Genomic DNA, 22,181 nt, shown 5'->3' on the forward strand with positions numbered 1-22,181 from the left:
ATTGCTTAGCTGGGCTCTGAAAAAGCCATTATCCGCAAATACCGGTTGAATTTCAACTGAAGAGTCTGCTTCTTGCGGAACAGCGGGGAGGATCCGGCGGTCAGTCGGGCATGACTAGAGCAAGAATGAAATAGAGTAAAACAGGACTGCCCCATCCCATCACGGTTAGCACTACGAATATAATACGTACAATTGTAGGGTCCCAGCCGAGATAGTCAGCTATTCCACCACATACGCCGGCAATCATTTTGTCTGTTCTGGATTTGGATAGTCGTGCTCCCATAAGAAGATAAAGATAATCGTTAGTTGTTTTGTAAGCCGTTGTAGCTTTCCTTACGTATGGTTTCGGTCTTTGTTTCAATTCTTTTCGAGGTTCAGGTAAAAAGATAAACCAAAATAATAAACAGGGTACAAAAAAGAGCTGTAGATCAAAAATGGGGAGGAATCATCAAAAAAGTAGAGCAGCAACAGCATCTGTATGAAAAACAATCCTCCCAGCATAATGTTCCACTTTTTAAAGCGGGCTGTTTTGGTTGGATAGATGAATTTTACGGGCATAAACGTACCAGCGGCGAAAAGCAGCAAAATACCGGAAGAAAAAGCGGTGGGAAGATCAAGCAGGAAAAGATAAAAAACGACGATATTCCAGTAGGAGGGAAAGCCAAGAAAAAAGTTGTCGGACGTTTTGGCCCGGGTGTTCGAAAACCCGAGGATGCTGCTCAGGGCGCAGGCCAGCAAAATCCAGGGTGGAATCTGTAAAGCGGCATATGCCCAGAGAAGAGGAGCTATAGTCCAGATAATAAAATCGATGATATTATCCATCAACGCTCCATCGATTTTTGGTGCCTCGGTTTTTATGTTGGTTGCACGGGCCAACGTTCCGTCGACCGCATCAATGAGCACCGAAAGGGCCAATATCCATAACGCCCATTGAAAGTAGCCATCATAAATTAAAATGATTGCCCATAATCCCAGTGCCGCTCCGACAGCCGTTAGCAGATGCACACCATATGCAAGTATATTCACACTAAGCCGTTGTAATATTATAAGATACAAGTAGATCTTAATATGGGTTCATCTAAATAAAATAAAAAAAGAAGAACCTTTATAGTCCCACTTTTTACAATAAATGATGAATTTGCAAGCTGCGAGACAGGTTGGGGAAGAATTAGTACAATTGTCAGCCGGTAAAAACAATAGTGTCGTGTCAAATCCCGGATTTCGGATGTAACTGGCAGAACGCGGCTACCACCAATCAGGCTGATACTTGCAGGGACAGATCATTTGAAGGGACTGTTGGAACACCTACCCTGCGGTCTATCCGCAGTATCCGTGCCATCTGCGTTCCGGCAAACCTGAATTATTATGGTCGACATGGCGCTAGTTTACTCGTATCTGCATGTGCCCGATGGTGTGGCCGAGATAATTGACATCGAACTGCTGCAGGCCGGACGGCAGATTATCCAGGTAGAATTCTCCCTCCTCGTCGGTCACAGTCCACGTTTGCGTGCCATTGAGCACGATATCTGCATTGGGAAGCGGCTTTTTGGGGTCTCCATGTAGCAATTTTCCGGAAATTACGCCGGGTTTTTCATGTGCATTTACCTGGAGTGCCAGGTTTTTGCCGGGCAGCTTTTCGGTTTCTATAAATGCCGGGCCGTTCTCGCTGTTGTCAAAATGGGTCCGTTCCTGTGTCAATTGTTCATATTCCACAGGAATGGCATAATTCACCCGCCTTGATTGCTGATCAGCTCCAATCTGTGTTAAGCGAATCTGCCGGAAGCAGCGCAGGGCCTGCTCGTCGATGGCTCCTTCGATTCCCTTCAGAATTCGATAGGATTCAGGACCGCTCCTATACTGGAGATCAAATTGTACAATCACTTTGGGTCTGGTGCTGTCACTGTACTGGTGCTGTTCGGTGTTTATGCACTCAAATGAGGGTGTATCTGCGGTATCTGCCACCAGCATGACCGGGCTGGTGATGTAGCGAATCTGCGCTGATTTTTTTGTTGGCGTTGAGATATTATCTCCCAAAAACATCATTCCTGATAAAATGAGAAGGGTTGCCGGGATTGCGACCAGCAGTGCTATGCGGAGGTTGGAATGGGTCGTAAACCACGTTCTGTTCTTGTAAAAGGTCAGCGACGCCCAGGTTATCGCGGCGAGCACCATCCACAGCACAAAGACCTGCAAGAATGTTTGCAGTCCCCAGCTTCCGGTATTTATAAGGTCGAACAAGTCAGTTATTTATTGGTTGTGTTAGGTCCACTGAATCGGCAACTCCCACAGCGATGGTGGGGTCGGGTTCATTGCCGCCATATCCTGTAACAGTTAATGTTGGTCCCCAGTTGGTGGTATCAGCTCGAGAGATCGTTGTATTGGAAACAGGTTTCGACTTGTCTTTATTATGCAGGGAAAATGTGATTGGCATGGCATATTGAACGCGCACGGGCTCACCATTTTGAATGACGGGCTCAAATGTAAGTTGCTTAACACACCGGAGAGACTCCCTGTCAGCCCCTCTGCAATTCCATGGATAATTTCGGGATGTTCCGCCAATCCCTGCCTGTTAACGACAAACCGAACACCAACCTGGCCTTGAATACCAGACGTGCGAGCCTCATCGGGATACGTGATGCATAGTTGTAATGGCCGCATTCCCTTTTTGAGTTTCGGCATTTGATCAACGGTGGTAAAATTTTTTTCTGCGTGGTGTCCGGCCCGCAATCCCCAGCAGGCAAGAGCGGCCACTATGCTCCAGATAACGGTCGGGAACCAGAACACGTCAAGAGCACCTGCCCGGTTTCGATTAGTAAGGTGATGCCCAGTCAATGCTATTCTACTAGATTACCTAACTATCAAAAAAATTAGTATAAGTTAATTACCCACGGCTCATACCGTATATGTGAGATCACAATTTGGTCCTGTTCATTTGGTAGTCGATCAAGAGTAAATATCCCTTCATCGTCCGTACTTGCACCGATGGATGTATTTTTAATAATCACATTAGCACCGGGCACTGGATTTCGGGTTTCCTTATCGACTACTTGGGCAGTAATAGAGCCATTTTTACGGGTGAGGTTAACCAACTCAAGCTGCTGATGGTTTACCTCCATTTGTTCAACATTTATTGGGGAATTTGTTTCTGTCTCGGAAGCGGGCAGTTTAAAAGTGATGGGCAAAGAATACTGTACACGCACAGGATTGCCGCGTTGCTTGCCCGGCTCAAACTGGGCCGTTTTAACACAGCGTATAGCCTCTTCATCAGCTCCGCCGCCGATGCCTCGTATTATTTGGGGGCTTTCAACATTCCCTTGCTCATTTACAATGAACTGCACGATTACGCGGCCTTCGATACCCGCCCTGCGCGCTTCTTCCGGATAATTCACGCATTGCTGAAGACTGGTCAATCCGCCTTTGAGCTCGGGCATCTGCTCCACAACGACAAAGAATTCCTTTTCCGCCTTCTGCGGTTGCTGAACTTCGTCTGGAGATTTCAGATCTGAGAAAGCTTTTTCTTTGTTCAATAAATTAAGGATTACAACTCCGTTAGCGCCTTGTTGTCCATATTTTTCTATGGCCTGTTCTCCCTTGTATACATTTAACGCCTTAATATATTTTCCCTTAATCCTGCTTATTTTTTGACTTTCCTCGGTTGTCGCAAATTCTTCCGTATCGTAAGTACCATCCAGATCAGTATCTTCTCTGATGATATACAGGGGCTGCTTTTCCCCTTCAAGATGTTGTATCTGGGCCTGGGTTTGTTGTAATTCGCTGTTTGTGATACCATTATCCTGGAGATCGCTACACGCAATAATTCCGGATACTGCCAGCAGCAGCGCCAGGCTTACGATTATACTTTTCTTGAACGGCCGGGAGGTGTTATTAAAGGTTGTCATGGTCTTGATGCGTTTTTGGAGTGTGGATTTGTTTACGGACATGCTTACCAGTTGCCGGGCATAGGCCTCTTGACGGGGAGCGAGCTCAAACAGCAGCTGGGCGTACTTTTTCCGGGATATTGTCTGATCGGTGAGTACGTCGGAATCGCAGGATATTTCCCGGGCTTCCTTGATCTCCCGATCGTAGGCATGAATGAGCGGGTGAAACCAGAGCAGCGATCTCATCACCGTCATGAAGCCGTTGACCAGGAAGTCACCGCGTTTGATGTGCATCAGCTCGTGGCGGATCGCCATCCGGCATTTTTCGGGCTCTCTTTTGAGGAAACCTGGAATGATGATAACCGGCGCGCGCCAGCCAAAGGTGAAGGGAATCTCCGTATCATTAGAATAAGCTACGGAGACTGTTTTGTAAATAGAGTTGGCAAACTTGTGGTCTTCTGCATTTAACAGGGCCAGTCCCCGCAGGTTGGTTGTATCAAGGGTTCGGGCAAACCGGGTGATCCGGGAATAATGCCATCCTGTACGTGCCAGCATGACCAGGCAGATGAACGCTGTTATGGATGTCACCAATCCAATCCAAAGATAGGGATCGCCCCACGCGATTGAATTGGCGGGACCCGCTGTGGCGCTGGATACAACGATGGGATTTTGCAATACCAGCAAGGAAAACTGGCCCGCGGCCTCAGGGGATTTCGTAAAAAGGCCACTGAGCCAGCCTATGGGAAAAGAAGCCAGAATTCCGATCGGGATGCCCGACACAAGGGCCACCCGCAGGTGATACTGGTAGAGTACTTCTCGCGGCTCTTTCCACTTCAATAACAGGTGAACCAGCAGTGCAAACAGGCTCCAGATGAGCAGTGGGAACCAGAATCTGTCGAGGCTGAGGTGTCCCCATTCAGTAACGAGGCTTGTCAGTTCTGTCATGGCTAGTCCTCCATGTCATCAATCATTTTCCGGATCTCTTTCCGCTCTTCATCGGAGAGCTCTTCACTTTTTACCAGCGTCTGCACCAGTTCCATCGGCGATCCCTTGAATACCTTGGAGATCAGGTCCCGGACCAGGCTGGATTGCACTGATTCCGGTTTTTGGGCCGGTCGGTATACGTACCTGACCCCATCTTTGTGATATTTAAGATACCCTTTGTCGGCCAGGTTTTTCATGACAGTCATGATGGTGGTGTAGGCCACCTCGCGGGATTTCAGGATCCGTTCCTGTACCTCCTTTACGGTGGCTTCCTCCAGTTCCCAGACGTGGTGCAGTACTTCCATTTCAGTTTCTCCAAGCGGAGTCAGTGATTTTTTCATAACGGGCTGTTTTTTCTGGTGATTTTTTTACTACTGAGATAATACTAATATAATAGTATTATGGTAAATGTCAAATTGGCTTGTTGATTTAGTGGAGGAGTAAGCAGGAATACCCATTATTCCTGTGGTTGTAAACTGTTATTCAGCGATAGGACCGAGGGTGCCTGCCAGAACGGTTTCAAAGGAAAGATTCCTGGATCCTTGCATCTGAATCGCCCATCCAGTGTTGCAGGATACGGACGGCTCATGATACAGCTTTTTGTTGGAGATATTCCGAGGATAGAGGGAATACCAGCCTCCGGCTATTTATCGCAGCAATTCTCGTGCTCGGGAAACAGCATCACCGGGGGTGGAGGCGAAGTGGAAGCAGGGCGAATCGAACCGTTTAAGAAAAGTGGCAGAGGCCTCTGATTGATTGAGCAGAATCACGTTTCTACCGGCTTTGGCGGCCAGTAGCACTTCTGAGATGGTGCCCATCCCCACACCGCAGGCGATAACGACATCCGAGGTCAGTACATTTACATTGTTACGCGCGCTGCCGATGCCGGTAGCGATGGGTATATCTATGCTGGGCGACATGCCTGAACGATCGCCAGTGGGGAGCACGCCAACCGTCAGCCCGCCGCCTTCCTTCGCCCCGCGGGATGCGGCATCCATTACCCCAGCCCGGCGACCACCGGTCAGCAGTACCCAGCCTTCAGCTGCAATCAGCTGTCCCAGTTGCGTGGCGGCGTCGAGAACCTCCGGCGGTGCGTCGCCAGGTCCCATAACACCGATAATTGTTTTTGCCATGATTCAAAATTTGATTACTGTTTAACAGGATTCCACCAATACGAAGAAACGCCAGGGTAAGTGACAGAGGGTGCTGAAAAACCGGTGTTTTGCAACACCCTTTAAACAAATTGATCTTTATCCTTCCAAATAAAAATTTTATTTATAATCTTTTGAACAACTTACTTGGGATATCAACAGCTCAACCACTTGCCCTGTACATTATTATTGCGATATGGGAATATCAACAACCATGAAAAATTATTCTACCATGTATCAGAAGAACCGGTTTCTATACTGGCCGCGGTTTCTATCTCTTTTTTTTGCGGCCCTCCTCATTATATCCTGTACAAACCAGAAAAAATCAGAAAATAATATGAGTGAAGCTGCTCCTTCAATAACCAAAGAACTGTTCGGAACTCTGGAAGATGGACGGGAGGTCTACCAGTTCACCCTCGCCAACGCTCACGGCATGGAGGCCGATATCATTAATTACGGAGGTATCGTCACTGCTATCCGGGTTCCGGATGCGGACGGTGCCAGCGCCAACGTGGTACTGGGGTTTGACTCCCTGGAGAAATACCTGGGCGGGCATCCCTACTTCGGGGCCATTGTCGGTCGGTATGGTAACCGTATTGCGGGAGGAACGTTTTCGCTTGATGGAACCACCTACGAGCTGGCCAGAAATGATGGCGAAAACCACCTGCACGGCGGGGAGCAGGGATTTGACAAGCGACTCTGGGAGGCGGAGGTCGTAGATGGTTCGCTGCAGCTCAGCTATCGGAGTGAAGATGGAGAAGAGGGATATCCCGGAAACCTGGAGGTCGCCGTAACCTATTCGCTGACCGACCAAAACGGGTTGAAAATTGAGTATGAGGCAACCACCGACAAGGCAACGCCGGTGAACCTTACGAATCACAGCTATTTTAACCTTTCAGGGGATCCCTCGACAACGATCCTCGACCACGTGCTGACCCTGCATGCCGATCATTATACACCCGTAGACGAGGGACTGATACCGACTGGTGAAATTGCCTCGGTGGAGGAAACGCCATTTGACTTTACTGAGCCCCAGGCCATCGGCTCCCGTATTGATGAGGTCGAAGGCGGGGGATATGATCACAACTTTGTGCTCAACGGACCCCAGGATTCGCTCCGCACCGTAGCAACGGTGTTTGATCCCGATACGCAGCGACAGATGCAGGTTCTGACAACGGAACCGGGTGTCCAGTTTTATACCGGTAATTTCCTGGATGGTAGTCTGACCGGATCCGATGGCACTGCTTATCAGCGGCATGCGGCGTTCTGCCTGGAAACCCAGCATTTTCCCAACTCTCCCAATGAACCCGATTTTCCATCCACTATTTTGAAACCGGGGGATACCTATCATACGACCACAATCTACAGGTTTTCGGTACGCGAATAATCAGCGTAAGTGGGGTTGGTAAAAAATGCCGTATCCCGGTCGTTCACAACGCATTTACAGACCGACCAGCAGGGCTACGGCATGTTAGGAGGATGCTGCCTGGGGTAATGGTTACTTCCCCGGATAGATACTGATGATGGAAATATCTCTGTTTTTCTTGATTTCAGGTTCTGTAAATTGACCGAGATTAAGTCGGGCCGGGAGAACAGGAATGGGGCCAGATCATATCGAGTATAAACAGGATGAGACTAAACTGAATCTGACCAAATGATAAAAGTGCCAGCCAAATCAGTAACCGCTTTCATCCTAACGGGAATGGTCCTTGCAACGGCCGTTCAGGGACAAACGGTTACGAAAGCCGATTACGAGCGGGCCAACCGGTTCCTGTGGGAAAATGTGGATACCCTGGTATTCCGATCGGAGGTCGATCCCCGCTGGGATGACAGAACCCCGGTGTTCTGGTATGAACTGGATACCCGGCGCGGAACGGAATATGTTCTGGTGGATGCCGAAAATGAGTTAAAAAAGCCTCTGTTTGATCACGTTGCCATTGCCCGCGGACTTTCAGAGCTGCTGGATAAGAAACTGGATCCGTATGACCTTCCGCTAGAGGAGCTGGAATACCGGCATGCTGATCGGGTGATGACGTTTGAAGCCGGTAATCAAACGTGGAGAGTCGATCTGCAGACACTTGATATCCGGGAGGTGGAAGCTCCCGCGACAGACGATCCCGACTGGGTATCAGAGCGGCTGCTTTCTGAGTCGCCGGACGGCCGGTGGACGGTCACCCGAAAAGAGTACAACCTTTGGCTTAAAAACAACAAGTCGGGCCGCACGTTTCAATTGACGGACGACGGCACCGGGAAACAGGTGTATGGGGCATCGTTGCCCTGGGCCTGGAAAAACCGGGAGGGGCCAACCGAGGGAGAGCGGGAACCGCTTAGACTCAGCGTGTCATGGTCAGAGGATTCCCAAAAATTGGTCGCTCACAAACTGGACCTGACTAAGGCCAGAAAGATGTACCTGCTGCAAAATGTCCCCGGGGAGGGATTCCGTGCCCGGTCCTATTCCTATTATCGCGCACTACCCGGTGAAGACAGCGTGGCAACACAGGTTCCCTTTGTCTTTGATGTCAAAACAAGAGCAAAAAAACGGCTGCAGGTCGGCCCGTATGACGATCTTATCGCCGGCCAGTGGCGATGGTACGGGGAGGGCAGCAACAAACTGCACATGCTGATACACGAACGGGGGTACGGTTCCGCCACACTGCTGGAGGCCAATCCCGAAACCGGGAAAGTCGATACGGTATTTCGTGAGGTGAGCGATACCTACGTGGATCCCAATAAAATACACCTGGAGATATTGCCGGAGACGGAAGAAGTCATATGGCTGTCGGAGCGGGATGGGTGGAATCATATCTACCTGTACGACCTGAACAGCGGAGAGGTAAAACAGCAGGTGACGAGCGGTGAGTTTGTCGTATATGATATTGAGCATATCGATCGTGACAACAGGCAAATATTATTTACGGCTGGCGGAAGGGAATCGGACCGGGATCCCTACCTGGAGCACCTGTACAGGATCAATTTTGACGGTTCGGATCTGCAATTGTTGACCCCGGAGCGGGCGACGCATGATATTACGTTCTCATCTGATCACCAGTATTTTGTGGACAATTTTTCGCGCGTGGATATGAAACCGCGATCCGTGCTGCGCCGAACCGCCGACGGAAGTAAGGTGATGGACCTTGAGACAGCCGATATCAAAGATCTGCAGGCTGCCGGGTGGCAGTATCCCGAACCGTTTAAACTCAAGGCGCGCGATGGGAAGACCGACATCTACGGGGTGATCTACCGTCCATCCAATTTTGATCCCGATAAGTCATATCCCGTGATTGACGGAACCTATTCGGGTCCGCAGGCGGTGCGTACGCCCAAAAGCTTTGCGGGAGGCTACCGCAACAGTGATCAGCCACTGGCCGAACTGGGCTTTATTGTCATTAATGTGGATGGACTTGGCACCGCCGGCCGATCAAAGCGGTTCCAGGACTATTCGTGGAAAAACCTGGGAGATATTGGGGGACCCGACCATATAAAGACAATTCGCGAACTGGCGGAACGATATCCTTATATGGATACAAGTCGCGTGGGCATCTATGGACACTCGGCCGGGGGATATGATGCGGCACGGGCGATCCTGAAATACCCGGAATTTTATAAAGTGGCGGTTTCTTCCTCTGGAAATCACGACCACCGCGTGGCAAAAGCGTGGTGGCCGGAGCTCTACATGGATTACCCGGCCGGCCCCCACTACGAGGAGCAGTCAAACCTGAACCTGGCAGGCAACCTGGAGGGAAAGTTGTTACTCGTACATGGTGATATGGATGATAATGTTCATCCTTCAGAGACCTACATGATGGCGAATGCACTTATTGAAGCCGGCAAGAATTTTGATATGCTGATTATGCCAAACAAAACGCACGGCCTGGGCGGTGAGAACAACTATTTTACAATCAAACGCTGGAACTATTTTGTGGAACACCTGATGGGCGCAGAGCCGGTCTGGCATTACGCATCGGAATGACTGAGGGAAGGGAAGGGAAGGGTGGTGTTGAAAACATCGTAAGTGCGAAAACAAGATTGGCAATCTCTGATGAGAACCATCACTGGGTTATTTACAACCGCATCACCTGAATTTTGGGACAGCTACAATGGTTGAATTTGATGGTTCTGAAATCAGCTGATCCAGGTTGAAATTTAAAACCAAATCTTGAAAGGAGCGGGATAAAGATGCGAATTTCGGTTACTCTCATATTCCTGGCAATGTTGGCTTCAAATGTTATGGGGCAGTCGGCCAGTTCAAACCAGGTTGCGGAACTGGTAAGGCAGTATGAAGCCGATACCGAAAGCATGGACCGGGCGTATGTGCTGGAGGAATCACCGGTCTATTACGGTCGGATGGAGCGGTTTTACAGGCAGTGGCTGGCGCGGCTTGCAGGTATTGACTACGAGGCATTGAACGTGCAGGAGGCCGTGGATTTTATCCTGCTGCGGCGCGATATCCGCAGAGATCTGGAGAAGGTTCGGCAGGACCAGTTGACATATGGTGAGGTCGATTACGCACTGAAATTTGCGGATATTATCGCAGAACTCCAGCAAAAACGGAGTATCGGGGAGAACCTGGAAGGGCAGTGGTTTGCCGGGCAGATGCACGCGCTTGCTGAATCGATCCGTGACAACCGGGATGCGGTTCAGAAGAAGGGACGCCTGGCTCCGGCACAGTCGCGCCGTGCCGCTGAGATTGCGGAAAACCTGCATGAGACGATTGAGCATGTCTACCAATTTTACGACGGGTACGATCCCGATGTGACCTGGTGGGGCGAAAAATCGTACGAAAATGTCGATACCACGCTGGCCAATTACGTTACCTTCCTGGAAGAATGGAGGGTGGATCAGTCGTACCGGGATGACGGGAGTGGTATTATCGGCACGCCCGTGGGCGCTGAAAAGTTGCAGCAGCTGCTGGATTACGAGATGATTCCGTACACACCGTCCGAGCTGGTTGAGCTGGCGAACAGGGAATATGCCTGGTGTATGGAAGAGATGCTCAAGGCTTCCCGTGAGCTCGGTTTCGGGGACGACTGGCACGCCGCCCTGGAGCATGTAAAGCAAACGTATGTTCCGCCCGGAGGGCAGCCGGAGATGATCTATGACCTGGCTGTTGAGTCTATTGAGTTCCTGGAGCAGCGCGAACTGCTGACCATTCCCGAGCTGGCAAAGGAGACATGGGACATGGAGATGATGAGTCCCGAACGCCAGCTGATTAACCCGTTTTTCTTGGGTGGACGGGTGATACGGATTTCGTATCCCACCAATACGATGGCCCAGGAAGATAAATTGATGAGCATGCGCGGAAATAATCCCCATTTTTCGAAAGCCACTGTACATCACGAGCTGATCGCCGGACACCATCTGCAGGGCTTTATGATGGATCGCTACAACACGCACCGAAAGGCATTCTATACGCCATTTTGGATCGAGGGATGGGCCCTGTACTGGGAGCTGCAGCTGTATGACATGGGGTTTCCCGATTCCCCGGAAGATCGCATAGGAATGTTGTTTTGGCGGATGCACCGGTGTGCCCGCATCATTTTTTCACTGAGCTTCCATCTCGGGGAGATGAGTCCACAGGAGGCGATTGATTTCCTGGTGGAAAAAGTGGGCCACGAACGGGCCAATGCCGAAGCGGAAGTGCGGCGGTCGTTCGCCTCAACGTATCCGCCGCTGTACCAGGCAGCCTACCTGCTGGGTGGACTTCAGATTCGCTCGCTCTACAACAGCCTGGTCAGAGACGGGGATATGCCGGTCAAAGAGTTTCACAACCGGATTCTCCGAAACGGGGCCATGCCGATTGAGATGGTCAAAGCCATACTGACCGGGGAAAAACCTCCGAAAGATTTTAAAACAAACTGGCGGTTTTATTCCAACCTCGAATAAGGCTTGCAACGAGATGAGTAACCTGAATTTTCATGGTGAATCGATGTTCAGTAAGTTATCTTTGAGAATCATTGGCAAAAGCAGCGTGTTGGTAGTGCAAAAAAATCGATAGTGGGCTAAAACCGGTTTTAAACGTCCAATGCCTGTTAATTCGTGCTTGTACAATCAAGTAAACAAATGACTTCAATTTTTAATTTATAAACCAAAGACTATGCTTGCAGGAAAAATCATAAGATCTTTGCTGGTATTCCTTTTTCTGTGTACTAGTTCGCTGGTGGCCCAGCAGAACAGGGTTATTGTCAACGCCGATCAGGGCGAATACACCATTAGCCGGCATATCTACGGCCAGTTTTCAGAACACCTCGGCCGTGGAATATATGAAGGTATTTGGGTTGGGGAGGATTCAGATATCCCGAATACTGAGGGGTATCGTACCGATGTGTTGAAAGCACTACAGGAGCTGGAAATCCCCAATATCCGCTGGCCGGGCGGCTGTTTTGCAGATGAATATGACTGGAGAGATGGCATCGGTCCCCGTTCGGAACGGCCCAAAACCGTGAACACTCACTGGGGCATGGTTACCGAAGATAACAGTTTCGGAACCCACGAGTTCCTTCGACTGACCGAACTGCTGGGAGCCGAGCCCTACATATCGGCGAATGTAGGCAGCGGCACGCCGGCACAGATGCAGGACTGGGTTGAATACATGACCTACGCCGGGGAGAGCGATCTGGCGAACCTTCGCCGGCAGAATGGTCGCGAGGAGCCGTGGAAGATCAAATTTTTTGGAATCGGGAATGAAAGCTGGGGATGCGGAGGCAACATGACGGCCGACTATTACGCAGACTTGTATCGCCGGTATCAGACCTACGCCAAGGACTACAGTGGAAATGAGCTGTATAAAATTGCCAGCGGCTGGTCGAATGCTGAATATGACTGGACGGAGACGGTGATGCGCGAAGCCCATGATATGATGGATGCGATTTCCCTGCACTATTATACCGTTCCCGGGCCCAGCTGGGAAAACAAGGGCCCTTCCACCGGGTTTGGGGAAGAGCTGTACTTTGACGGGCTGAAAGCCTCCCTGGAGCTGGATCGATATATTGAAGGGCACGCTACCCGGATGGATAAATATGACCCCGAAAAAAGAGTGGCCCTGGCGGTTGACGAATGGGGCGTGTGGACGGATCCGCTTCCCGGTTCCAGGTCCGGGTTTCTCTATCAGCAGAATTCCATGCGCGACGCGCTGATCGCCTCGCTCAGCCTGGATATTCTCAATGCTCACTCCGACCGGGTGCGCATTGCCAATATTGCACAAACCGTCAATGTACTGCAGGCGATGATTCTGACGGACGGTCCCCGAATGATAAAAACACCGACCTATCACGTATTTCACATGTACAAAGTGCATCATGACGCCACGCTGTTACCGGTCAAGGTAACCTCTGCCGATTACCGCTACGACGGGGAGAGCATACCTGCGATCAGCACCACGGTCTCCCGCAATAAAGAAGGGGTAATTCATATCACGGCCAGCAACACGCATGCCAGCGAATCCCAGGAGATAACATTTGATCTGCGGGGAACAGATATTGATCGAATTATTCCCGGACGCCTGCTAACGGCAGACCAAATCAATGCGGTCAACACGTTTGAGGACCCCGACAATGTATCGCCGGTGATGTTTGACGATGCGACAATAAGCAACGGCACAGTTAGTATGACACTTCCTCCCCGTTCAATTGTGGTGTTTGGCCTGCAGTAAGTGCATCAAAATACAAAAGGAGAGGCCGGGTTGACAGGTAATGTGAATTCGGCCTTTTTATTTTTTTGGAACTGTTGAGAGTCTGCAACTCCGCAGGTACTACCTGGATTTCACCAAGAAATTTGTTCTTCAGCAAGACAAAGGGGGAATGGCAGCGAAGACGCAGCTATGTACGTTGAGCCGGTGATGTGCCCTTTAACGCAGTTGAAGGGCAAATCTCGCAGCGCTTTACACCCTGTCAACTAAAAAGTTCGGTAACACATATGATGTTAGATACTGCCTGCCATCAGGGGACATGATTTTTGCATACATTATTGTGAGGGTTATTGCCAGAGCGCTCTTGCAGACGGTCGTTTACTGCAGTGGTGACTCATTTATGCATCCGAAAACCGGATTTTGTTAAAGACTACTGGTGTCTTTCGATGTGCCAGCGCTGGATATGTGGATAACATTCCCGTGATTTCAAATTTGCTATAAAAAATCGATCTAATTAAGTCAGACTATTTGCTCTTTTATTTGTTGTGTACTTAATTGCGTAAAGATTTAACAATTAATGGGATAAACGCCCTTCTGGCATGTTTTGTAATTGAAGTGTTAAAAAAAGAAAGCCTTATGAGTAAAGATAAAACTACTCCGGGCGAACCGGAAAAACAGCAAGGCACTGATGCGGGAGAGATTGGGAATCCAGAAATTGAACGGGAGATCTCCCTCGAGGAGTTTCAGCCTACCGGAACCCTTACGCTGGTCCTCCTGTATTTTGTCATCATCGTGCTTATGTGGATTTTCATGTATTTTGTGGAATTCGCAGGGAACAGCCCGTCCATCATGAATTAACAAATCATCAATATCTATGCATATACACAAGTTTGAACGGTTTTGGATTAAACTGTCGTTTGTGGTGATCGCTTTTTTCATAGCAACGGTGGTCTATGGATTTGTAGTCATGGACCTGAAAGTTATCGGTGCCAGTGAGACGCTGGATCCCCAGAATCTCGGAGGCACACCGTTTGACAACCCCGGTGTCAGGGAAGTGACCAAGAACGGGGTTACGGAGTATGAAGTATATGTGCAAACCATACAGTTTGCCTTTATACCGGGGACCAGCGAGCCGATCACAGTTCCGGCCAACGCCAAAGTTACCTTCTATATCACCAGCCCGGATGTACTTCATGGATTCGAGGTGGCAGGGACAAATTTAAATACGATGACCATTCCCGGCCAGGTGGCAAGGTTTACTACTATTTTCCCTGAACCCGCGTCCTATGGTATCGTCTGCAACGAGTACTGCGGGCCGGCTCACCATGTAATGGAAGGTAAGATCAACGTAGTTCCTCAATCTGAGTTTGACGAAAATTATCTTGTACAATGACATTCTTACAACAGTATCCCAAGGCAGCAAAGGTTGCGAAGGCAAATTTCATTGTAGCATTTATTGCACTGGCGATCGGGGGCTTTTTCGGTTTTGTACAGGCCCTTCACCGTACCAATATGTTCAGGGGCTTTTTTAATTCTGGTGAATATTATACGCTGTTGACCGGCCATGGTGTGCTTCTGGCCATCATCTTTACCACCTTTTTTATTGCCGGTCTTTTTGTCTGGGGTGTCACGCGAAGCCTGGAGCGAGAGCCTGAGAATATGGCGTTTACCTGGTCCTGGTTCTGGCTGATGGTCGTTGGGCTGGTGATGGCCACAGTTGCAATTTTGGGGGGACTCGTACCCGGCAGCTCAATCCGTGCAGCCGTGCTTTATACCTTTTACCCGCCGTTGCAGGCACATCCGCTCTTTTATTTCGGCCTGGTTTTCGTGATTGTTGGATCCTGGATGGCGGGAGCCGACTGGTTCCGTTCGTATCTTAAATGGAGAAAAGACCACCCTTCAGAACGAATTCCCATTCTCACCTTTATGGCACTGTTTACCATGCTGATGTGGTATGTATGCACCATTGGGGTGGCGCTGGAAGTGTTGGTCCTTTTAATTCCATGGTCGTTGGGCTGGGTTACCGAGATTGATCCCCTGCTGCCCCGTACACTGTTCTGGTATTTTGGTCACGCTGTGGTTTATTTTTGGCTGCTTCCGGCCTACTACGTCTGGTATGCCATACTGCCAAAACTGTCGGGGGGACGCCTGTTTAGTGACTCCATGACGCGGGTTGTGTTTGTCATCTTCCTGATCCTGTCGACGCCGGTGGGATATCACCACCAGTATGCGGATCCCGGTATTTCAGTGGGATTTAAGTTTTATGCCATGGCTACCACGCTGCTTCTGCTCCTTCCGAGCCTTATAACCCTGTTTACCGTGGTTGCGAGCATGGAGCACGGCGCACGACAGCGCGGGGGGAAGGGCTACCTGGCATGGATCGGTAAACTGCCGTGGGACAGTCCGGCCTTCGCGGGATGCGCACTGGCAGGCATCATGTTTGCCGCCGGTGGCTTCAGCGGGATGATCAATGCCTCCATGAATATCAACCTGCTTATTCACAACACGCTCTGGGTGCCCGGTCATTTTCATCTGACGGTCGGTACGGCGGTGGCGCTCACCTTTATGGCGATCAGTTACTGGCTGATACCCCAGCTGACAGGCCGAAAGCTGAAGTTTAAAACACTCGCCTTGATTCAACCCTATACATGGTTTTTGGGAATGACGCTAATGTCGAATGCGATGCACCGGGCGGGTCTGGCCGGCATCCCGCGCCGCACTGCCGAACCGGAATACACCGGGTTTGAGTTTGAAGCCGTATTTGGGACGATTGCAGAAATGAAGTGGCAGATTGGCATTGGAGGTACCATTCTCTTTATCTCGCTGATCCTCTTCCTGTGGGTGATCACCGCTTCTTGGATGGCCGGCGAAAAGTCGGATCAACCGGTGAACGATCATATCCCGGAACCGCTTTCGGGTCCCGAGCACACGCCGGCGGTGCTGGATAATATAAAGCTTTGGCTGGGATTGGCTATTCTGCTGGTTATTCTGGCGTACTCATTCCCATTGTTCGAAATGGTCCAGGATGGGCTCTTTTCGCCGGGTGCCCTGCCCCGGCCGTCTTGATCCCGGTCATGAGAGTGATCGTTTTCTCACGGCAACAACAGGAAGAACTGGAGGAATTCCATTTGTTTGGAAAGGGCTCTGCCTATCGTAAAATCTGTGTTTGGGATGTGAATATAAAAAAGCTCTTTCCGGCTTGTGGTTTTTAAAAAAATGGCTTCCGTTCTTGAGTCGGCATTTGATGGGATAGGAGCAAAGGCGAAGTGCGGCTCCGTTCAACCTGTCAGCGTTGTCACTTTTTGCTTCGATAGATGGAATTCCAACATGCAGAATCCGGTTAAAGATAGTCTATGCAAGATGCCTCTTCCTCAAATAATGAATCGGGTCGTTCTAAAAAAGTGTGGTTGCGCGTGCTTATTGTCGTAGCCGTCGGCATTCCCGTCCTGATTGAACTTTCAACGCTTTTCAATTTATTAAAAGTTCAATTTTGGGGCGCCGAGGAACCGGCAGAAGCGCAGGTTCAAACGACAGAATCGGCTAAGGAATATGTAGAAGGCGACACCCTTTTTGTCGGGGCTGATTCCCTGTATGCCCTGCACCTCAAGGAGATGCGTGTCGATGTCAGCCCGGCAAGCTGGGAGTTCAGCTTAATCTTGAGTGCTTCACCATCTGCGGAAGCTGAAAAATACCAGGTTGAGCTTGACAGCCTGCTGCTGAGAAGTGGACAGGTGCTGGCAGGCCGGGGCGTGCTGGAGTGGAGCAGCCTTCGCGAAGGGGAGGTGTCGGAGGTAACTGAAAGATGGGAGGTTCCCAACGGGGATATCCCGGATCACCTGTTTTTGAGAGTCTCGCAGAGGTCAGATTCGGCCGGGACTGAAGAGCATCTCAGTCTGAATCTCGGGCCGATCCCGGTACGCTATGACCAGTGATGTGGCCTGCTCAAAATTGAGGCTTCGGGTGGATAATCTTGCTTAAGTCGTGGTGTCGCCACGGCGGCTCTGCCCTTCCCAATCTCCTCTCAGTTTCATGCTGCGCGATGAGTTCGTCACTACCAGCAAGCTGCTGGCCGCCATTGCAAGTGCGGCAAAAAGCGGGTTGATTAGCCCGGCTACGGCAAGAGGAATAGTCGTGATGTTATAGAGAAACGCCCATCCCAGGTTTTGCCGAATTCGCCGTTTGGTCAGGGTTATAGCCATAAAGGCGGAAAAAATATGTTCCAGGCGATCTCCCGGAATTACGATTTGAGCTGATTCGGCAGCGATAGCTGTAAGATCACCAAATGCGATGCCGAGGTCGGCTTCAGCCAGGGCCAGGGCATCGTTGCTGCCATCTCCCACCATGGCCACGGTCCCGAAACTGGATAACTTCCGGACAATTTCTGTTTTGGATTCGGGACGCGCACCTGTAAATAAAAAGTCGGGATCCAGCTTTTGCCTGAGGGGACGAGCAGCTTCCTCGCTGTCGCCCGTAATGATTGCGAGGTCAATGCCCGCCGCTTTTATGGTGGCTGCCAGTGAAGGCGCCTCCGCGCGCAGTTGATCTCCTACAACCAGGATGCTCCGTACACGTCCCTCCCAGGCAACGGCAACCGGTACGTAGCCGTTTTTGCGGGCCCTGGTTATTTTCTCCCAATTTTCCACAGAAATATGTACCGATTGCTCCCGGAGCCATTCCGGCTTGCCAATATGTACTGCCCGGTTTTCGACAATGCCGCTTACGCCCGAAGAGTAGCTGCGAAAGTGATCCACCGGAAGGTCGATTTTCCCGGCCTGGCCGGCGATTGCCTTGGCCAGCGGGTGCGAGGAGTACTGTTCAATGGCCTGCGCGTACCGGAGAGCGGCGGGTTCGGTGCCTTTATCGAGGAGTTGCATCTGGCCGGTCGTCAGCGTTCCGGTTTTATCCAGCGCAAGGATGCGGGGTATTTCCCGGCCTTCAAAAACGGAGCCCGTTTTAATGATTATTTTTTCATTCAGCGCCTCCCTGAGGCCTGATGCCACCGCCAGCGGGGTTGCCAGGCCCAGGGCACAGGGACAGGATACAACCAGTACAGCCAGGGCAGAAAGAAGGGAGGCGGTCGATCCCATTCCCATCGAAAGGTGGTACGCAAAGGTGAGGGCTCCCAGTACCAGTACGCCAGGCACAAAATACGCAGCAATGCGGTCGGCAATTCGCTGTTTCCCGGACCGGCCGGCCTGTATATCCCACATCAGGCGAATCATCTGTTCGATAGTGCTCTTTACGGTGGAACCCGGCTCAATAGTGAGTGCGTTCTGGGTCAGGATGGTACCGCTGAGCACGTCATCCCCGGTATGTTTGGAGACCGGCTTTGACTCTCCGGTAATAAGTGCTTCATTTACCACTCCCTGTCCCTCAACCACCACGCCATCCAGCGGAATCCGTTCCCCGGCCTTTACGATGATTTGATCCTGCGGGCGGACTTCCTGGATGGCGACCGAGGCAATGGTCCCGTTTCGCCGGACCCGGGCCCGCCTGATTCTCTTTTCCATCAACTGGGACAGCAGCTTGTTTTTACTCCTTTTTATCTGGTTTTCGTAATGCTGCCCGATCGACACCACCATAACGATCGCCATTGTCACGTCAAAATATACTTCTGTTGTTCCGGTCAGCAGTGCCCCGGTACTGTACAGGTAGGCACTGAGAGCAGCAATGGCAACAAGCAGATCCATATTCGGCTTCGCAACCGAAAGCGATACCCATGCCCCACGCAATATGGGAAACCCGGTATAGAAGAGTACAAAAGAGCTCATCACAAAAATATTCGATACGAAGAACAGCTTTTCTGCCGTGGTCAGGGGCATGATGCTTTCTCCGTTGAGGTAGGTGGGATACAGGAAAAGTACATAAATCACCAGCCCAATAATGCTGAAAAATCCGCCGATCACCAGGCTTGCAATCGTGTTTAGCTCATCTTCCCGGTGTTCACTCTCCACCGGGCGCGCCCGGTATCCCATTCGGCTGAAGAGAGGGGGGAGGTCCTCCCCGGTCAGCATGTCGGGATCGTAATAAATTTTAACCAGTTCGGTAGCGTAGCTGGCCTCACATTTGTAAACCCCGGGTTGGCGTTTTGCCAGGGTCTCGATAAAAGACTCGCACGTTGTACAGTGCATGCCGCTGACTTTTAGAAACGCCTCCCGGCAGGAATCGGGTGGTGCTTCTGCATAACGCTCCTTTTTTTTGCGCCGGGCGGCCTCTTCCCGCACCTTCTGCGCCTGCTCGGTATCCAGATCCTGCAAAAGTTGCTGAACCCTGAGACATCCTGAACAGCAAAATCGCCCCTCTACCTCTTTATCCGTAAAAGGAGATTCGGGCAGGGGAAGATCGCAAAGCGTACAATGATTATTCATGCATGCAGGTATTGAAAATTGGGCCTTTTACAAAAATAAAGGCTTTGATCATCACATCCATTCCTGAATTTGTAGATGACCAATGATATAGTTACTGTTAACCGAATCAAATGTTAATAAAAATGTATGAGGATGGATTTCAAAAAAATATCGGGCATAGCGGGATGGATAATGCTGCTGGCTTTTTGGGTGGTTGCTTCTCCGGTAACAGCGCAGGACGGTGCTGATGAAACGTTGATGTTGTGGCCCGGGGGCGTACCCAATGCCGAAGGGGAAACCGACCAGGATAACCCCACCCTGACGGTCTTTCTTCCAGAAAAATCGAGTGCAAACGGAACCGGGGTTGTGATCTTTCCGGGTGGAGGGTACGCGCACCTTGCGATGGAAAAGGAGGGATATAAAGTGGCCCGCTGGCTGAATGAGCAGGGAGTGGCGGCCTTTGTCGTAAAATACCGGCTTGGAATGCGTTATCACCATCCATCCCCACTCAATGATGCACAGCAAGCCATCCGAACGGTTCGCGCCCATGCTGATAAATGGGGCGTACAGAAAGATAAGTTGGGTATTCTCGGGTTTTCGGCCGGGGGACACCTGGCTTCTACTGCCGGCACGCATTTTGACATGGGGGATCCCCGTGCCGCGGATTCGGTCGAGCGCCAGTCCTCTCGCCCCGATTTCATGGTCCTTGTTTATCCCGTTGTGACGATGCAGATGGACTACACGCACCAGGGTTCTCGCCGGCACCTTCTGGGCAACGACCCGGACCGTCAACTGGTGGAGTACCTTTCCAATGAAAAACAGGTGACCGGGCAAACCCCGCCCGCCTTTATCATCCACGGCACGAACGACACCGCGGTGCCGGTGCAGAACAGCCTGCAGTTTTATGAGGCACTGCTGGAACATGAGGTACCGGCGGAAATGCACCTGTTTGAGGACGGTCCCCACGGTTTCGGACTGGCCCCGGACGACCCGGAACTGTCGACGTGGACCACCCTTTGCGAGAACTGGATGCGAAGCAGGGAGCTCATAGATTGAATTATTGAATTATTGAATTGTTGAATTGTTGAGAGAAGTGGGAATGTTGGTTGAAGTCTCCTTGTTTTCTGCTCAACATTCTAAATTCTAATAGATCCTGGTACTTCAAATTCAATGGAAAATCTTAAAAAAGTTTCTCGTGCTGATATTGATGGCATGCAGAAAGTGCCGCGCCTGAAGCTGGTCAATTCGCTTTCCGGGTTCAAGAGTGCGAACCTGGTGGGAACGCTAAGCGGTGAAGGGGTTGAAAATCTGGCCATTTTTAGTTCTGTCATCCACGTGGGATCGAACCCGCCGCTGCTGGGGTTTATGCTGCGCCCTGTGACGGTGCCCCGGCATACCTACGACAATATCAACGCCGGCGATGGGTGGTACACTATTAATCATGTGAACAGGGATATTTACGAGCAGGCGCATCAGACTTCGGGAAACTACAGGGAGGATATTTCCGAATTTGACCGTTCGGGCCTGACGCCCTGGTATTCAGATAGCTGTCCCGCCCCGTATGTACAGGAGGCGCGTATTCGAATCGGGCTGAAGCTGGTGGAGGAACATCTGGTTGAGGCCAATAAAACCCGCCTGTTGATCGGTTCGGTAGAGGAGGTCTGGTTCCCGGAATCATCATTGGATCAGGATCACAGCCTCAACATTGAGGAGGCGGGTAGCATCGCGCTCAGCGGAGTAGACGGGTATCATACAACATCCCGCCTGCAGAGACTGGACTATGTGCGGCTGGAGCCCGGACAGAAACGCCCGGGAAAATAAATTATCTCCATCCTGGGTCTCTGGTGTTATGATTATTAAAATCAGGTCGGGATAAGAAATAATATCCATGCTGTTTAGATAGTCGTTGGATACTTTGCTGATAGGGTTCGTTTTATCAACGATGAAAAAACGAACCCGCAACAATCACCGGCGGGTGAAATTTTCCTCGCGTTTTCTCCGCCACAGTTAAAATCATTGAACTCGATCCTAATACTGCTGCGACTGTCCGCTCCGTACTACCCAGACCTGGTTCACCTGAGGCACAAGCGAGACGCTTGCGCCAGAACACCGGTATTAAGGGTTTCTTAATGCTCCGGCTGTGGTCACTTACCGACAAAATTTTTGAGGCCGGCAAAAAACCTCTTCTCGTTCTTGT

The 22,181-nt window shown here is 50.7% G+C and carries 18 protein-coding genes; 10 read left to right on the forward strand and 8 right to left on the reverse strand.

The window, feature by feature from the left end:
* Window positions 1-100: 100 nt before the first annotated feature.
* The 7 genes from ACG2F4_RS09860 to ACG2F4_RS09890 form a co-directional block, all read right to left on the reverse strand.
* Complete coding sequence (locus ACG2F4_RS09860; RefSeq protein ID WP_395260275.1) at window positions 101-283, reverse strand: PspC domain-containing protein; 183 nt, start codon at window positions 281-283, stop codon at window positions 101-103.
* A 74-nt stretch (window positions 284-357) separates the two neighbouring features.
* Entirely contained in the window at window positions 358-1,026 is a 669-nt protein-coding gene (locus ACG2F4_RS09865) for a CDP-alcohol phosphatidyltransferase family protein (protein ID WP_395260277.1), read from the reverse strand.
* A gap of 354 nt (window positions 1,027-1,380) precedes the next feature.
* The gene (locus tag ACG2F4_RS09870) at window positions 1,381-2,238 is read right to left on the reverse strand and encodes a carboxypeptidase-like regulatory domain-containing protein (protein WP_395260279.1); all 858 of its coding nucleotides are present in this window, start codon (window positions 2,236-2,238) and stop codon (window positions 1,381-1,383) included.
* Between the two features lie 93 nt (window positions 2,239-2,331).
* Entirely contained in the window at window positions 2,332-2,679 is a 348-nt protein-coding gene (locus ACG2F4_RS09875) for an energy transducer TonB (RefSeq protein WP_395260417.1), read from the reverse strand.
* Between the two features lie 188 nt (window positions 2,680-2,867).
* A complete protein-coding gene (locus tag ACG2F4_RS09880) occupies window positions 2,868-4,823 on the reverse strand; it encodes a TonB family protein (protein ID WP_395260281.1) in 1,956 nt (651 codons plus the stop codon).
* A gap of 2 nt (window positions 4,824-4,825) precedes the next feature.
* Window positions 4,826-5,203, reverse strand: coding sequence for a BlaI/MecI/CopY family transcriptional regulator (locus ACG2F4_RS09885; RefSeq protein ID WP_395260283.1), 378 nt, complete (start codon window positions 5,201-5,203; stop codon window positions 4,826-4,828).
* Between the two features lie 306 nt (window positions 5,204-5,509).
* Window positions 5,510-5,995 carry a TIGR00725 family protein gene (locus ACG2F4_RS09890; RefSeq protein ID WP_395260285.1) on the reverse strand — a complete coding sequence of 162 codons (486 nt, stop codon included), beginning with the start codon at window positions 5,993-5,995 and terminating at the stop codon, window positions 5,510-5,512.
* Between the two features lie 355 nt (window positions 5,996-6,350).
* Between ACG2F4_RS09890 and ACG2F4_RS09895 the strand changes: the two genes are divergently transcribed.
* From ACG2F4_RS09895 to ACG2F4_RS09930, 8 genes are all read left to right on the forward strand, one after another.
* Window positions 6,351-7,400, forward strand: a complete 1,050-nt coding sequence (locus ACG2F4_RS09895) for an aldose epimerase family protein (RefSeq protein WP_395260287.1) — start codon at window positions 6,351-6,353, stop codon at window positions 7,398-7,400.
* 267 nt (window positions 7,401-7,667) lie between these two features.
* A complete protein-coding gene (locus ACG2F4_RS09900; protein WP_395260288.1) occupies window positions 7,668-9,983 on the forward strand; it encodes a DPP IV N-terminal domain-containing protein in 2,316 nt (771 codons plus the stop codon).
* 206 nt (window positions 9,984-10,189) lie between these two features.
* Window positions 10,190-11,896 carry a DUF885 family protein gene (locus tag ACG2F4_RS09905; RefSeq protein ID WP_395260290.1) on the forward strand — a complete coding sequence of 569 codons (1,707 nt, stop codon included), beginning with the start codon at window positions 10,190-10,192 and terminating at the stop codon, window positions 11,894-11,896.
* A gap of 211 nt (window positions 11,897-12,107) precedes the next feature.
* The gene (locus ACG2F4_RS09910) at window positions 12,108-13,661 is read left to right on the forward strand and encodes an alpha-N-arabinofuranosidase (RefSeq protein ID WP_395260292.1); all 1,554 of its coding nucleotides are present in this window, start codon (window positions 12,108-12,110) and stop codon (window positions 13,659-13,661) included.
* A 612-nt stretch (window positions 13,662-14,273) separates the two neighbouring features.
* Window positions 14,274-14,495, forward strand: coding sequence for a hypothetical protein (locus ACG2F4_RS09915; protein ID WP_395260294.1), 222 nt, complete (start codon window positions 14,274-14,276; stop codon window positions 14,493-14,495).
* Window positions 14,496-14,511: 16 nt separating this feature from the next.
* Window positions 14,512-15,030 carry a cytochrome C oxidase subunit II gene (locus ACG2F4_RS09920; RefSeq protein WP_395260296.1) on the forward strand — a complete coding sequence of 173 codons (519 nt, stop codon included), beginning with the start codon at window positions 14,512-14,514 and terminating at the stop codon, window positions 15,028-15,030.
* Window positions 15,027-16,703, forward strand: coding sequence for a b(o/a)3-type cytochrome-c oxidase subunit 1 (locus tag ACG2F4_RS09925; RefSeq protein WP_395260298.1), 1,677 nt, complete (start codon window positions 15,027-15,029; stop codon window positions 16,701-16,703). Before ACG2F4_RS09920 ends, ACG2F4_RS09925 begins: the two co-directional genes overlap by 4 nt.
* 287 nt (window positions 16,704-16,990) lie before the next feature.
* Window positions 16,991-17,569 carry a hypothetical protein gene (locus ACG2F4_RS09930; RefSeq protein ID WP_395260301.1) on the forward strand — a complete coding sequence of 193 codons (579 nt, stop codon included), beginning with the start codon at window positions 16,991-16,993 and terminating at the stop codon, window positions 17,567-17,569.
* A gap of 42 nt (window positions 17,570-17,611) precedes the next feature.
* Here the strand turns inward: ACG2F4_RS09930 and ACG2F4_RS09935 are convergent, their stop codons facing one another.
* Window positions 17,612-20,005 (reverse strand): heavy metal translocating P-type ATPase, encoded by a 2,394-nt coding sequence (locus tag ACG2F4_RS09935; RefSeq protein ID WP_395260302.1) that lies wholly within the window; start codon window positions 20,003-20,005, stop codon window positions 17,612-17,614.
* Between the two features lie 132 nt (window positions 20,006-20,137).
* Here ACG2F4_RS09935 and ACG2F4_RS09940 point away from each other — a divergent pair, with 132 nt between their 5' ends.
* On the forward strand, window positions 20,138-21,040 hold the full coding sequence (locus ACG2F4_RS09940; protein WP_395260303.1) for an alpha/beta hydrolase: 903 nt from the start codon (window positions 20,138-20,140) through the stop codon (window positions 21,038-21,040).
* A gap of 114 nt (window positions 21,041-21,154) precedes the next feature.
* Window positions 21,155-21,805: a flavin reductase family protein gene (locus tag ACG2F4_RS09945; RefSeq protein ID WP_395260305.1), complete on the forward strand. Its 651-nt coding sequence runs from the start codon at window positions 21,155-21,157 to the stop codon at window positions 21,803-21,805.
* Window positions 21,806-22,181 lie beyond the last annotated feature (376 nt).

Origin of the sequence: Halalkalibaculum sp. DA3122 (assembly GCF_043951865.1) — a bacterium.
Lineage (GTDB): Bacteria > Bacteroidota > Rhodothermia > Balneolales > Balneolaceae > JAMQKA01.